Genomic DNA, 13,417 nt, shown 5'->3' on the forward strand with positions numbered 1-13,417 from the left:
CGGGTCCGGGCACACTGGGAGCATGACGACTGGCGCTCCGGGCTCTCAGCAGCCCACCGTACGGCCCCGCCGCTCCCGCCTGCGGACGTTCCTGCCGCTCGGGATCGCCGCTTGGCTGGTGCTGGAGATCTGGCTGCTGACCGTGGTGGCGGGCGCGGTCGGCGGGTTCGCGGTGTTCCTGCTGCTGGTCGCGGGCTGCGTCGCCGGCTCCGTGGTCATCAAGCGTGCGGGCCGCCGCGCCTTCCAGAACCTCAACGAGGCGTTGCGACGGGGCGGCACGCCGGCCAAGGGCTCGGGCAACGGCCTGACGATGCTCGGCGGCCTGCTGCTGATCATCCCCGGCCTGATCTCGGACGTGGCGGGGTTGCTGCTCCTGGTACCGCCGGTCCAGAAGGCCCTGAGCCGCTATGCGGAGCGCACCTTCGACCGCAAGCTCCGCGAGGCCGCCCCCGGCGGTCTCGGCGACGCGTTCCAGCAGGCGCGGATGCACCGGCCCGACGGCAAGGTCGTGCAGGGCGAAGTGATCAGGCACGAGCCGGGGGACGCTCAGCAGGAGCAGCGGCCGCCCTTGACCCGCTGAGCACCTGCTCTCACGCGGACACAAAACCGCGGGCGCCGTACGTGACGTACGGCGCCCGCGGTTACTCGTGTGCGCTGAACCGGCCGGCCCCCGCAGGGACTATGCGCTCTTGCGGCTGTCGCGGGGATGAACGGCGATGTTCATCGCCCCCGAGCGCAGTACCGCAAGACGCTCCTCGAGGACCTCTTCGAGTTCCTCGCGGGTGCGTCGTTCCATCAGCATGTCCCAGTGCGTACGCGCGGGCTTGGCCTTCTTCTCCTCAGGACCCTCGCCGTCCACCAGGAGTGCAGGGGCTCCGCAGACCTTGCACTCCCACTCCGGCGGGATCTCCGCCTCCACCGAGAAGGGCATCTCGAAGCGGTGCCCCTTCTCGCATGCGTACTCCACGGCCTGGCGCGGCGCCAGGTCGATGCCGCGGTCAGTCTCGTAGCTGGTCACCACGAGGCGCGTACCGCGAAGAGCTCGCTCACTCATGAATCGTGCCTCCCGGGCTTGTCGCCCACAGGACAGGTGTCGCTGTCGTCGTCATCCGGTCAACGTCCGGTCGGCGGTAAAGATTCCCGTTCCGAGTCCCGTTCCGGGTCATGCGTCGCCGTCGTAGCCGCCCCTTGTTGTACCCACCAGCGCCCGGTTTGTCACATCTGCTAGCAGATGTCACCTAGCGTTTCGGCTTCTTTGACGCGCAGTAACGGTACGCCTGGCAGGCCAAACGCGTACACTACCGCCCTTTCGTGTTGAGTGCTAAATCTTCTCCGGAACCGGGTTTCCCGCCTCGCCGATCGCACGCCGCACCGGGACCCGCGCGAGCAGCACGAACCCGATGACGAAGAAGGCCACGAGCGACACGATCGCCGATCGGTAACTTCCGGTCAGCTGGTAGGTGACCCCGAAAAGCAGCGGGCCGAGCCAGCTCATCCCGCGGTCGCTCATCTCGTACGCCGAGAAGTACTCCGCCTCCTTGCCGGGCGGCACCAGGTGCGAGAACAGCGACCGGGAGAGCGCCTGACTGCCGCCGAGGACCAGTCCGATCCCGGCGGCGAGCGCGAAGAACCAGACCGGCGCTCCGGCGGGCAGGAAGTACCCGGCCCCCAGGGTGCCCGTCCAGGCGACCAGCGAACCGAGGATCGTCCGCCTCGCGCCGTACGTCCGCGCCAGCCGCCCCATCCCCAGCGCGCCCGCGACCGCCAGCACCTGCACCAGGAGCACGGCCCCGATGAGAGTCGACTGCCCCAGCCCCAGCTCCTGCGAGCCGTAGAGCGAGGCCTGAGAGATCACCGTCTGGATGCCGTCGTTGTAGACGAGGTAGGCCAGCAGGAAGGCGAGCGTCAGCGGGTGGCGGCGCATGTTCCGGACGGTGGCCGCGAGCTGCCGCAGTCCGGGCGCGGTGGCCTCCCGCGCCGGTCCCGTCCGGCGGTCGCGCAGCCGTCGCAGCGGCACCAGCGTGAAGGCGCCCCACCACAGACCGGCCGACGCCAGGCAGATCCGTACCGCCGCCGTCTCGGAGAGCCCGAAGGACTCGTGCCCGGAGTACAGCACCAGGTCGCCGATCAGTACCAGGGAGCCCGCCGCGTAACCGAGGGCCCAGCCGCGCGAGGAGACCGCGTCGCGTTCCCCGGGCGGGGCGATCTGCGGCAGGTAGGAGTTGTAGAGCATCATCGCCACGGACTGCGCCGCGTTCGCGACGATCAGCAGGACGCCGCCCAGCAGGTACCGGTCGCCGTCCAGGAAGAACATGCCGGTCGTCGCAGCCGCGCCCACGTAGGCGGCCGCCCCCAGCAGGGGCTTTTTGCGTCCCGTGCGGTCGGCCGCACCGCCCACCAGGGGCATCAGCGCGACCGCCAGGATCACCGACAGGGACACCGAGTACGCGAAGAAGGACCCGGCCCGGACCGGCACGCCCAGGGGATGGACGAAACCGTCCGCGTCCGCCGCCGACTCGGCGACCGACGTCAGGTAGGGGCCGAGGAACACGGTCAGCACGCTCGTCGAGTAGACGGAGCACGCCCAGTCGTAGAAGTACCAGCCGCGCTGCTCGCGCCGCCGCCCGGCGTCCTCGTCGGACCCCTGGGCCTGCACGGTGTCGGTGCCCACCCGTGCCCTCGCTTCCCCGCCGAAGTGCTGTGCGTAGGGCTCGGGGCCGGACCGGGAGGTCCCGGGCCGCTCAGACCCAGATGCCCCGGTCCTCCATGACCTTGCGCAACGTGTCGATGTGATCGGTCATGATGCCATCGACGCCTAGGTCGAGGAGCCGGTGCATCCGCTCGGGCTCGTTGATCGTCCACACGTGCACCTGCAGCCCGCGCGCGTGTGCGACCCGCAGGAAACGGTGGTCGACCACCGGGACACCCGACTGGGACTCGGGCACCTGGGCGGCGACCGCGGACCGGCGCACCGCCGCGGGCAGCCCCCACGAGCGCAGCCGCAGGTTCAGCACCCCGCGCGTACCGAACGACGTGGCCAGCCGTGGCCCGGCCAGCCGCTGGGCGCGCAGCACCCTCGCCTCGGAGAAGGAGCCGACGCAGACGCGGTCCCAGGCGCCTGTGCTCTCGATCAGCGCGAGCAGCGGCCGCAGGGCGGGCTCCGCCTTGCAGTCGACGTTCCAGCGGACGTCCGGGAAGGTCTCCAGCAGCTCCTCGAAGAGCGGCACCGGCTCACTGCCCGCCACGCGCGCGTGCCGGACGTCCTCCCAGGGCAGGTCGGCGATCCGGCCGGCGCCGTCCGTGACCCGGTCCAGGGTCGCGTCGTGGAAGGCGACCAGCTTCCCGTCCGCCGTGGCGTGCACGTCGGTCTCGATGTACCGGTAGCCGAGGTCGACCGCGCGGCGGAACTGCGCCACGGTGTTCTCCAGGCCGTCGGCGGCCCCTCCGCGGTGGGCGAAGGGAATCGGGCCGGGATGGTCCAGGTACGGGTGGCGGATGAGCGTCGTCACGTGCGCAGTATCACCCCCTCGGGTGACCCGGTGGCAACCACCGTGCTGCCGCCGGATGCCGACGGGACGGCGAACACCCGCAGGAAAAGCTGGGCCAGCGGGCCGATCGACAGCGCGTACAGGACGGTGCCCGCGCCGACGGTGCCGCCCAGCACGAACCCGGTCGCCACGACGGTGATCTCCACGGCCGTACGGATCAGCCGGATCGAGCGGCCCGTGCGCCGGTGCAGCCCGGTCATCAGACCGTCCCGCGGGCCGGGGCCGAAGTTCGCGGCGATGTAGAGGCCGGTCGCCGCGCCGTTGAGCACGATGCCGGCCACCAGGAGCGGAATCCTCGCGGCCAGGGCGTGGGCGTCGGGCAGTACGGAGAGGGACGCGTCCATGGCGGCGCCGATCACCAGGACGTTGGAGACCGTGCCGAGGCCGGGCCGCTGGCGCAGCGGGATCCACAGCAGCAGCACCGCCGCGCCCACGATCGTCAGTACGACGCCCATGCTCAGGCCGGTCAGTTCCGCGAGGCCCTGGTGCAGGACGTTCCACGGCTCGAGTCCGAGACCGGCCTTCACGAGCAGCGCGGAACTCCCGCCGTACAGCGCGAGCCCCGCGTACAGCTGGATCAGGCGCCTGCTTGTGTGCGGCTGGGCCGGCGACCGGGTTGACAGGCTCAAGGACGCCTTCGCGGACGACTTCGTGGACACAGGGTCCCCCCGACTGGTGGTAGTGGACTGGTGCGTGTCACTCTGTGGCTTGCGAGGAGAAGCCATCCATGGCCAATCCGGGGAAGGTGGACTGATCTACATGGCCCAGTGGACCTCAGCGGTGGGTGCCGCGCAGCTCGCCCGGCTGCTCAACTCCCAGCAGGACCGCCCGGCCGGCCCCGGCACGCGCCGCCCGCCGGCCTACCGCGCGCTGGCCGACGGCATCCGGTTGCTGGTCCTGGAGGGCAGGGTGCCGGTGGCCGCCCGGCTGCCCGCCGAGCGCGAACTGGCGCTCGCCCTCTCCGTCAGCCGCACCACCGTCGCCGCCGCCTACGAGGCACTGCGTACCGAGGGGTTCCTCGAGTCGCGGCGTGGCGCGGGCAGCTGGACGGCGGTCCCGGCGGGCAACCCCCTTCCGGCCCGGGGGCTGGAGCCGCTGCCGCCCGAGTCGCTGGGTTCGATCATCGACCTGGGCTGCGCGGCACTGCCCGCCCCCGAACCGTGGCTCACCCGGGCGGTGCAGGGAGCCCTGGAGGAGCTGCCGCCGTACGCGCACACGCACGGCGACTATCCGGCGGGCCTAGCGGCGCTGCGCTCGATGATCGCCGAGCGGTACACTTCGCGCGGGATCCCGACCATGCCCGAGCAGATCATGGTGACGACCGGTGCGATGGGCGCCATTGACGCGATCTGCCACCTTTTCGCGGGCCGCGGTGAGCGCATCGCCGTCGAGTCGCCGTCGTACGCGAACATCCTGCAGTTGATGCGGGAGGCGGGTGCCCGGCTCGTGCCGGTCGCGATGGGCGAGGGGCTCAGCGGGTGGGACATGGACCGCTGGCGCCAGGTGCTGCGGGACGCAGCGCCCCGGCTCGCGTACGTCGTCGCCGACTTCCACAACCCCACCGGCGCGCTCGCCGACGAGGACCAGCGGCGCCGACTGGTGGACGCGGCCCGTTCGGCCGGCACCGTGCTCGTCGCCGACGAGACGATGAGCGCTCTGTGGCTGGACGACGTCGAGATGCCGCGCCCGGTGTGCGGCTTCGACCCGGCGGGCTCCACGGTGATCACCGTCGGCTCGGCCAGCAAGGCCTTCTGGGCCGGCATGCGCATCGGCTGGGTACGGGCGGCCCCGGACGTGATCCGCAGCCTGGTCGCGGCGCGCGCCTACGCCGACCTGGGCACCCCCGTCCTGGAGCAACTCGCCGTCAACTGGCTGTTCAGCACCGGTGGTTGGGAACAGGCGGTGGACCTGCGCCGTGCCCAGGCGCGCGAGAACCGCGACGCCCTGGTCACCGCGATCCGCCGTGAGCTGCCCACCTGGGAGTTCCAGGTGCCCAAGGGCGGCCTGACGCTGTGGGTGCGTGCCGGTGGTCTGTCGGGCTCGCGACTCGCGGTGGCCGGGGAGCGGGTCGGTGTACGGGTCCCCTCGGGTCCGCGCTTCGGGGTCGACGGCGCCTTCGAAGGGTATGTGCGGCTCCCGTTCACGGTCGGGGGGGCGGTGGCGGAGGAGGCGGCGGCCCGGTTGGCCGCCGCAGCGCACCTGGTGGAGACCGGCGCGAGCAACGGATCGGAGTCGCCGCGCACCTTCGTGGCGTAGGAAGGCGGCGCGAGGGCGCTCACGGCCCCTCGGCGACCATTGCCTTCGTGAGCACGGGCTCCGTCTCCACCGGCACCGTCTCGCCGTCCGCCGGTGTCGTCCGCGGCGGCAGCAACGCCGTCACTGCCTGCCGGTCGGCGTCGCTGGTGGCGTCGTCGTAGGGATCGGGCGTCGCCGGCACCTGCAGTCGGTGCACCGGGCCGTGGCCCAGGCGCGCGTACCCCCGCCCTGGGGGCACCTGCGCGGGCGGAGTCGTGTGCGGCGGCACACCCAGGACGTCGACCAGCTGCTCCGCCGTCGCGGGCCCGAGCACGACACGCGCGCGTGTGTGCTGCCGTACGCCCTCGCTCAAGGAGTCCGCACCGTCGAACTGCTCGGCCACGACCACGGTCACATGGGCTGCCCGGCCGTGCCGCAGCGGCACCTGGAGCAGTGTCTGCGGATCCTTGTGCCCGTCCGCCGCCGGATGGGCGAAGGCGCTCGGCCGGTCCAGCAAGATCCACAGCGGCCGCCTGGTGTCGTCCGGCGGCGGATGTCCCGCCGCCCGCGCGCGGTTGACGGCGACGAGCCGCCGCTCCGTCTCGTGCGCGGCCCACTCCAGGCTGGCCAGCGCCCCGGTCGGCCCGCACTCCACCGCGAGCACCCCGTCGCGTCCGGTCAGACAGGCGTACTCGCCGGTGCCGCCCCCGTCGACGATGAGCACGTCACCGTACTGGAGGGCCTGGAGGGCGATGGACCGGAGCAGGGTCGAGGTGCCGCTGCCGGGCCGGCCCATGGCCAGCAGGTGCGGCTCGGTCGAGCGCAGGCCGGTGCGCCACACGACGGGAGGGACGTCGAGTTGTTCCTCGCCGTAGGAGAGGGGCAGCGTGCGCTGTACCTCCGCCGGGTCGGTGAAGCCGAGGACCGTCTCGCCGGGCGCGGTGACGAACCGCTGGGCGCGGATGTCGGCGGGCAGGGGGGCCAGGGCGGTGACGGTCAGCTCGTTGCCCTCCTCGTCCCATGTGAAGTGGTACTCGCGGCCCCGCCCCGCCTTCGCGGCGAGCAGCGCCTCGATCCGTGCACGGGCCTCGGGTTCACCGTCCGGGAAGTACGCCGGGTACCGGATCACCAGGTGCCCGACGCGCCCCGCATCGTCGAACTCGTGAAAGATGAAGGCCTGTTCCCAGTCCCCGCCGTGCGCGTACAGCGGAGCCGGGTCCTCGGCGGCCGAGAAGTACGGCACCAAGGCCTCGTACAGCGACCGCAGCCGCTGCGTCCGGGACTCGTCGGGCCCTTCGGACTCCTGCTGAGCCCGGTCCCGGCCGTGCCAGGCCGCCGCCGCCATCAGTGTGCCGGTGGCGAGCAGCGGTCCGTAGGGCACCAGGGTCACGACCATGACCGCCGAGGCCGCCAGGAACAGCAGCGGCCCGCGCCGGTCCTTGGGTGTCTCCGCCCACCTGCGCCGGCCGGCCGAGGCCAGCCGGCGCAGCCCGCGGGTGATGGTGATCAGCGGGTGGAGGACGTCGGTGGCGCCGTCGGCCGCCGTCCGGGCCAGCTCCCGGCTCCTGGCGATCTGCGCGCTGCCGGTGCTCAGAATGCGGGGGAGGGGGCGCCGGGCCACTGCGGTCTCCTGGGGATGCGTGCGGACGGGACGGTCGGCGTCAGGCGGTCAGAATTTGATGCCGCCCAGGAGGCTCGCCAGGCTCTCGCCCCCGGCCTTGATGCTCGGGGCGATGGCCGTGCTCGACAGATAGAAGCCGAACAGTGCCGAGACGCAGGCGTGCGAGCCCTTGAGTCCGTCCTTGCGGAAGAAGAGGAAGACGACGATGCCGAGCAGGACGACGCCTGAGATGGAGAGGATCATTTGGTCTCCTGGTGTCGAGGGGGACAGTCACCCTGAGTCCTTCCAGGATCACAGCATGTATCCATACGATAAAAGGTGCAACTGGGTGAATTACGGTTGTTTTCGCCCGGCTGGTCGAGCGGTGTGCGCCGGGTTGGACGGGGCTCTGTGCCTCCTGGGGCCACCGGTGCCCTCGAGGTGATCTTTACCTCGGGCAGATCGGGTCATGTACCCCCGGAGCCAGTACGCTGGCGATTCACTCGTACGGCGGTGGTTCGCACGCTGCCGTACGCTCCCTCAGTCCCCGAACGATGCGGAAGTCGCAAGGAGAGGCGGTCCGGCCGATGAGTGAAGCCCCCGACCCCGAGGTCGTGGAGCTGGCGACCAAGATCTTCGACCTGGCCCGGCAGGGGCGGACCGAGGCGCTCGCGGAGTACGTCGACGCGGGAGTTCCGGCCAATCTCACCAACGACCGGGGCGACTCGCTCACCATGCTCGCCGCCTACCACGGCCACGCCGACACGGTCCGCGCGCTGCTCGCCCGCGGCGCGGCGGCCGACCAGGTCAACGACCGGGGCCAGACCCCGCTCGCCGGGGCCGTCTTCAAGGGCGAGAGGGAAGTGATCAAAGTTCTTCTGGAAGGCGGCGCCGACCCCGGAGCGGGGACTCCGTCGGCCGTCGACACCGCCCGTATGTTCGGCAAGAGGGAACTTCTGGAATTGTTCGGCGCGCACTGATCCGAACATTCTGACCAGGCACGACACGGAAAACGGGGGAGGCGGTAAAGGGCCGCCGGAAATACGGTCGCGGCAGCGGAAACCGCGGGTCATCATGACGTCGTGATTCACGGACGCGATGGCTGGGCAGGTGTTGCCGCACCACGCGGGCCGTGATGCGGTCCGCATGGGCCACAGACGAGAGGCAGAGAGAGATGGTCTACAGCAAGCAAGAGACGGCGGGCGCCCCGACGTTGTGTCACGCGGCCAGGTAATGCGTGTTCCCCGGTTGCGTCGACGCTTGATGTGAGGCTGTTTCCCATGTTCGATCCGGTCATAGCGCCCAGCGGTACGCTGCTCGGCCTGCTCCAGCGGGGCCGCGGCGACGGCACGCTGCACGCGCTCACCGCCCCGCGCGCCGAGGCGCTCGCGGCCCTGGACCACTGTGTGCTGCGCGATCCCCGCCACGACTGGCAGGTGGAGAACCGCTCCCTCTACTACGCCCGCCTGTACCTCGACCTGAACGGCGAACTCGACGCCATCGAGGCCCACCTCTTCGACCCCGAGGACGCCCTCGACACCGACGAGTCCCGCACCGGCCTGGCGCTCGCCGTCCTCGGTCACCTCGCCTCGTACGGCAGGCTGGACGCACTCGAAATGCTGCGCAGGTACGCCGCACGCGGCGCCAACTGGGCCTGGGCCCTCGACGAACTCGCGCTCCGCGACGACGACGCGGCCCTGCGCGCCCTCGCCGCACCCGTCCTGGCACGGTTCGCCACCGACCCCGAGGGCGAGGCCGAACTGGCCGCCGCCGTGCGCGACGCCTTCGAGCCCCGGCCATGGCGGCTGTGGGCGGAGGACCCGCGCGAGTCGATCGCCACACGCGTGCGTGCCGCCCAGGAGGCCGGCTGCTTCGACCGCTGGCAGCGGCAGTTGCGGCCCAGCGGGCCCCGCCCGGACTGGAGCGTCCGGGCCGTCTTCGAGTGGGCCCAGCAGGGGGTGGAGCGCGGTGCCGCCCTCCACGTCCCCGCCGCCCGCTGTCTGGTCGCCGTCGCCGGCCCCGAGGACCGGCCGGAGATCGTCCAGGCGGCCAGGGAGGGAACCGAGGGAGCCCGGTGCACCGCCCTGCGCTTCCTCGCCGACAGCAACGACCCCGCCGCCCTCGGCCTCGTCGAGGCCGCGGTCGCCGACGGTACGGTGCCCGTCGTGGAGGCGGCCGTGGACGCCTTCGAGCGGATGCGCAGCGTCGCCGCCGTCGACCGCGCACGCGGGTGGGCCCACCGCCCCGACGCCCTCGGTGCCGCCGCCGCACGCATGCTCGCCTGCCGGGGCGGCGCCCGGGACAGTGACCTGGTGCTGGGTGCCCTCCGTGAGGCGGTACGGGGCGAGGGCCCCGACGCGCCGACCCTGTGGACCCTCGTCGACGGCGCCGGACGGCTCGGCATCGCCTGCGCCGCACCCGTCCTGCGCCATGTCTACCGAGAGACGGCCTCCTCCCATCTCCGCGGCCGCGCCGCCCGCGCGCTGGCCGCCACCGATCCCTCCTTCCCCGCCGGATTCGCCGTCGAATGCCTGTGGGACTGCGAGGAGACCACCCGCGAACTCGCCGCCCGGCACGCCGAGACCGGCGACGCCCGTGTGGTGGAGCAGCTGCGCCGGCTCGCCGCCGACCCCGCCGAGGAGGCCGAGGTCCAGACCGCCGTGCGCAGCCGGATCGCCCCCGAGGGGCCCGCCGTGTGAACACCGGATGACCCGCGGGTCAGGAGGGCGTGGACACCGTCCGACCTGCTCGGGTGTGCAGCGCAACGCTCACAGGACGTTCCTCGGCCGGAAAGATCCACGTTGACGCGGCCACGTCCGGCGCGGCGACAACACCGGTATGCGTGTCGTCATCGTGACCGAATCCTTTCCCCCCGATGTGAACGGCGTGGCCCACTGCGCGCTCCAGACCGCCCGGCACCTCGTAGATCGCGGTCACCTTCCGCTCGTCGTCGCACCGGCCCCCGCGCCCGGTGTCAAGGCCGACGCCCTCGCGGCGCCGTGCCCCGTCGTCCACGTCCCCTCCCTCCCGCTCCCCGGCTACCCCCAGGTCCGCGTCGCCCTCCCCAGCCGACGCCTCGCCGCGGCCGTCACCGAGCACCGCGCCGACCTGGTCCACCTCGCCAGCCCCTTCGTCCTCGGCGTCCGCGGCATGGCCGCCGCCGCCCGGCTGGGCGTCCCGGCCGTCGCCGTCTACCAGACCGACCTGGCCGGCTACGCCCGCACCTACATGGGCGCGGGCGAGGCGGCCGCCTGGCGGCGGATCCGCTCGGTCCACTCCGCCGCCGACCGCACCCTCGCCCCCTCCAGCGCCGCCCTGCGCGACCTGGAGGCGCACGGCGTGCCCCGGGTACGGCTCTGGCCGCGGGGCGTGGACACCGTCCGTTTCCGGCCAGATCTGCGCGACGAGGCGCTGCGCCGGGAACTCGCCCCGAACGGCGAGCTGATCGTCGGCTACGTCGGACGGCTCGCCCCCGAGAAGCAGGTCGAACTCCTGGCCGGCGTCTCGGGCCTGGAGGGCGTACGGGTCGTCGTCGTGGGCGACGGGCCCAGCCAGGCGCAGCTGACCGAGGCCCTGCCGGGCGCCGTCTTCCTGGGCCGCCGCACCGGTGACGAACTCGCCCGGATCTTCGCCTCACTGGACGTCTTCGCGCACACCGGCCCCTTCGAGACGTTCTGCCAGACCGTCCAGGAGGCCATGGCCAGCGGTGTGCCGGTCGTGGCGCCCGCCGCGGGCGGCCCGCTCGACCTGGTCGCCCACGGCAGCACCGGGCTGCTGGTACCGCCGCGCGACGCCGACGCCGTACGGGAGGCGGTGGCCGCCCTGGCCGCCGACCCCGCCCTGCGGACCGCGTACGGCACCGCGGGGCGGGCCACGGTCGAGGGACGTACCTGGGCGGCGGTCGGCGACCAGCTGATCGCGCACTACGAGGACGTCCTCGCCGCGCGGCGGACGGCGGTGGCGGCATGAGCACCGGCACCGAGCCCCTGCGGATCGTGCGGCTCGCCAACTTCGTCGCCCCCGCCTCGGGCGGACTGCGCACCGTCCTGCGCGAACTCGGCAGGGGATACCGGGCGGCGGGCCACGAACCCGTCCTCGTCGTCCCCGGCGAGCGCCACACCGACCGGGAGACCGAGCAGGGCCGCGTGATCACCCTGCCCGGGCCGTTGCTGCCCGGCACCGGCGGCTACCGCGTGCTCACCGACAAGCGGCGCGTCGCCGCCCTCCTGGAGCATCTCGCCCCGGACCGCCTGGAGGTGTCCGACCGCACGACGCTGCGGTGGACCGGCAAGTGGGCCCGGCGGGCCCGGGTCCCCGCCGTCATGGTGTCCCACGAGACCGCCGACGGCGTGCTGCGCACCTGGGGCGTGCCCGAGGACCTCTCCCGGCGGGCCGCCGACGCCCTCAACATCCGTACGGCGCACGTGTACTCGCGGGTCGTGTGCACCACCGAGTTCGCCGAGCGGGAATTCGTCCGGATCGGGGCCCGCAACGTCGTGCGGGCTCCGCTGGGCGTGGACCTGATGGAACGCCACCCCTCCCTGCACGACCCGGGGCTGCGTGCCCGGCACGCGCGCGCCGGCGAGGCGCTGCTGGTGATGTGCTCCCGGCTGTCGGTCGAGAAACGGCCCGGCACGGCGCTCGACGCGCTGGACGCGCTGCGCCGACGAGGACGGCGGGCGGTGCTCGTGGTGGCCGGTGACGGGCCGCTGCGGGGGCGTCTGGAGCAGCGGGCGCGGGAGCGCGGGCTGCCGGTGGCCTTCCTGGGGCACGTGTCGGACCGGGCTCTGCTGGGGGCGCTGCAGGCCTCCGCGGACGTGTGCCTGGCACCCGGGCCCGCCGAGACCTTCGGGCTCGCCGCCCTGGAGGCCATGGCGTGCGGCACGCCCGTGGTGGTCAGCGCGTCGTCCGCGCTGCCGGAGGTCATAGGCTCCGCGGGGGCCGCGGCGGCCGACCGCGGGGAGGCCTTCGCGGACGCCGTGGAACTGCTCCTGGAGCACTCGGCGCCGCAGCGGCGCGAGGCGGCACGCGCGCGTGCGGAGTGCTTCGGATGGGGCGCGGCCGTCGAGGCGTTCCTGGCGGCTCACGACGCGACGGTGCTGTCCCGCCCCGCCGCCTCCCGCCCTGGCGTCGTGGAGGGCGTCGCATGAGACCCCTCCGCTTCGTGGCCCTCGGGGACTCGCTCACCGAAGGCGTGGGCGACCCCGCCGGCGACGAGTGGCGCGGCTGGGCCGCGCTGCTGGCCGGCGGACTCGCCGAGGGACCGGTTAAGTTCACCAACCTCGCGGTCAGCGGAGCGCAGACGAGGGGCGTGCTGGAGCGGCAGACTCCGGCCGGGCTGGCACTGCGCCCCGATCTGGTGTCCGTCGTCATCGGCGTCAACGACACCCTGCGCTGCACGTTCGACATCCACGCGATGGCCGCCCGGCTGGACGAGGTCTACGCGGCCTTCACCGGCCAGGGCGCGACCGTACTCACGGCCTGCCTGCCGGACCCCGGCGCGATGCTGGGGCTGCCCGGCGCGCTGGCCCGCCCACTGGCCCGGCGGCAACGGGCCGTCAACGCGGTGGTGCACGCGCTCTCCGACCGGTACGGGGCCGTCCATCTGCACGCCTCGGAGGGCGCCTGGCTCTCCGACCGCGCGCTGTGGAGCGCGGACCGGCTGCACCCGGGCGAGCGCGGGCACCGGCAGCTCGCCGTGCGTTTCCACGCGCTCCTCGTGGAGTCGGGCCTGGCGAGCGGACCCGCACCGTCCGCCGAGCCGGAGTTCGCCGCGCCCACCCGGTCGGCGAGCCTGTGGTGGCTGGCCACCGCCGGAACGGGCTGGGTGGCCCGCCGCTGCACCGACCTGCTGCCCCAGTTGCTACGGCTGGCCGCCGACGAGCTGCAGCACCGGGCCCGCGGCACCAGCGCCCGCCTCGACCTGCGCGCCGCCCACGCGGTGTCCGCGGCGCTCGCCGCCCTGTCGGTGGTGGAGCGGCCGGACGCCGCGTGACGGCTCGGCGGCGGGCGCCGCGGACGGCTCGGCGGCGGG

The 13,417-nt window shown here is 73.2% G+C and carries 13 protein-coding genes; 7 read left to right on the forward strand and 6 right to left on the reverse strand.

All coding sequences use genetic code 11. The features are described from left to right. Window positions 1-22: 22 nt before the first annotated feature. Window positions 23-580: an FxsA family membrane protein gene (gene fxsA, locus ACFYZQ_RS18535; RefSeq protein WP_389148360.1), complete on the forward strand. Its 558-nt coding sequence runs from the start codon at window positions 23-25 to the stop codon at window positions 578-580. A 99-nt stretch (window positions 581-679) separates the two neighbouring features. On the opposite strand, the gene ACFYZQ_RS18540 is transcribed toward fxsA, so the two are convergent. From ACFYZQ_RS18540 to ACFYZQ_RS18555, 4 genes are all read right to left on the reverse strand, one after another. After that, a complete protein-coding gene (locus ACFYZQ_RS18540; protein ID WP_189292218.1) occupies window positions 680-1,054 on the reverse strand; it encodes an RNA polymerase-binding protein RbpA in 375 nt (124 codons plus the stop codon). 267 nt (window positions 1,055-1,321) lie between these two features. Then, a complete protein-coding gene (locus ACFYZQ_RS18545; protein WP_389148363.1) occupies window positions 1,322-2,671 on the reverse strand; it encodes an MFS transporter in 1,350 nt (449 codons plus the stop codon). A 70-nt stretch (window positions 2,672-2,741) separates the two neighbouring features. Then, window positions 2,742-3,509 (reverse strand): glycerophosphodiester phosphodiesterase, encoded by a 768-nt coding sequence (locus ACFYZQ_RS18550; protein ID WP_389148365.1) that lies wholly within the window; start codon window positions 3,507-3,509, stop codon window positions 2,742-2,744. Then, the gene (locus tag ACFYZQ_RS18555; RefSeq protein WP_389148367.1) at window positions 3,506-4,273 is read right to left on the reverse strand and encodes a YitT family protein; all 768 of its coding nucleotides are present in this window, start codon (window positions 4,271-4,273) and stop codon (window positions 3,506-3,508) included. The genes ACFYZQ_RS18550 and ACFYZQ_RS18555 overlap by 4 nt, the downstream gene beginning before the upstream one ends. A 34-nt stretch (window positions 4,274-4,307) precedes the next feature. On the opposite strand from ACFYZQ_RS18555, the gene ACFYZQ_RS18560 reads away from it, so the two are divergent. After that, window positions 4,308-5,804 (forward strand): PLP-dependent aminotransferase family protein, encoded by a 1,497-nt coding sequence (locus ACFYZQ_RS18560; RefSeq protein ID WP_389148369.1) that lies wholly within the window; start codon window positions 4,308-4,310, stop codon window positions 5,802-5,804. A 19-nt stretch (window positions 5,805-5,823) separates the two neighbouring features. Here ACFYZQ_RS18560 and ACFYZQ_RS18565 read toward each other — a convergent pair whose 3' ends face one another. Together ACFYZQ_RS18565 and ACFYZQ_RS18570 are read right to left on the reverse strand one after the other, a co-directional pair. Then, entirely contained in the window at window positions 5,824-7,404 is a 1,581-nt protein-coding gene (locus tag ACFYZQ_RS18565) for a hypothetical protein (RefSeq protein WP_389148371.1), read from the reverse strand. Between the two features lie 48 nt (window positions 7,405-7,452). Continuing rightward, entirely contained in the window at window positions 7,453-7,647 is a 195-nt protein-coding gene (locus tag ACFYZQ_RS18570) for a hypothetical protein (RefSeq protein ID WP_389148373.1), read from the reverse strand. Between the two features lie 323 nt (window positions 7,648-7,970). Here ACFYZQ_RS18570 and ACFYZQ_RS18575 point away from each other — a divergent pair, with 323 nt between their 5' ends. The 5 genes from ACFYZQ_RS18575 to ACFYZQ_RS18595 all read left to right on the forward strand — a co-directional run bounded on the left by ACFYZQ_RS18575 (window position 7,971) and on the right by ACFYZQ_RS18595 (window position 13,378). Continuing rightward, a complete protein-coding gene (locus tag ACFYZQ_RS18575) occupies window positions 7,971-8,363 on the forward strand; it encodes an ankyrin repeat domain-containing protein (protein WP_389148376.1) in 393 nt (130 codons plus the stop codon). A 300-nt stretch (window positions 8,364-8,663) separates the two neighbouring features. After that, window positions 8,664-10,082: a HEAT repeat domain-containing protein gene (locus ACFYZQ_RS18580; protein WP_389148378.1), complete on the forward strand. Its 1,419-nt coding sequence runs from the start codon at window positions 8,664-8,666 to the stop codon at window positions 10,080-10,082. Between the two features lie 139 nt (window positions 10,083-10,221). Beyond that, window positions 10,222-11,352, forward strand: coding sequence for a glycosyltransferase family 4 protein (locus ACFYZQ_RS18585; RefSeq protein ID WP_389148381.1), 1,131 nt, complete (start codon window positions 10,222-10,224; stop codon window positions 11,350-11,352). After that, window positions 11,349-12,533 (forward strand): glycosyltransferase, encoded by a 1,185-nt coding sequence (locus tag ACFYZQ_RS18590; RefSeq protein WP_389148384.1) that lies wholly within the window; start codon window positions 11,349-11,351, stop codon window positions 12,531-12,533. The genes ACFYZQ_RS18585 and ACFYZQ_RS18590 overlap by 4 nt, the downstream gene beginning before the upstream one ends. After that, on the forward strand, window positions 12,530-13,378 hold the full coding sequence (locus ACFYZQ_RS18595; RefSeq protein ID WP_389148386.1) for an SGNH/GDSL hydrolase family protein: 849 nt from the start codon (window positions 12,530-12,532) through the stop codon (window positions 13,376-13,378). The genes ACFYZQ_RS18590 and ACFYZQ_RS18595 overlap by 4 nt, the downstream gene beginning before the upstream one ends. Window positions 13,379-13,417: the final 39 nt, after the last annotated feature.

The organism is Streptomyces sp. NPDC001843, from assembly GCF_042891955.1.
Classification (GTDB): domain Bacteria; phylum Actinomycetota; class Actinomycetes; order Streptomycetales; family Streptomycetaceae; genus Streptomyces.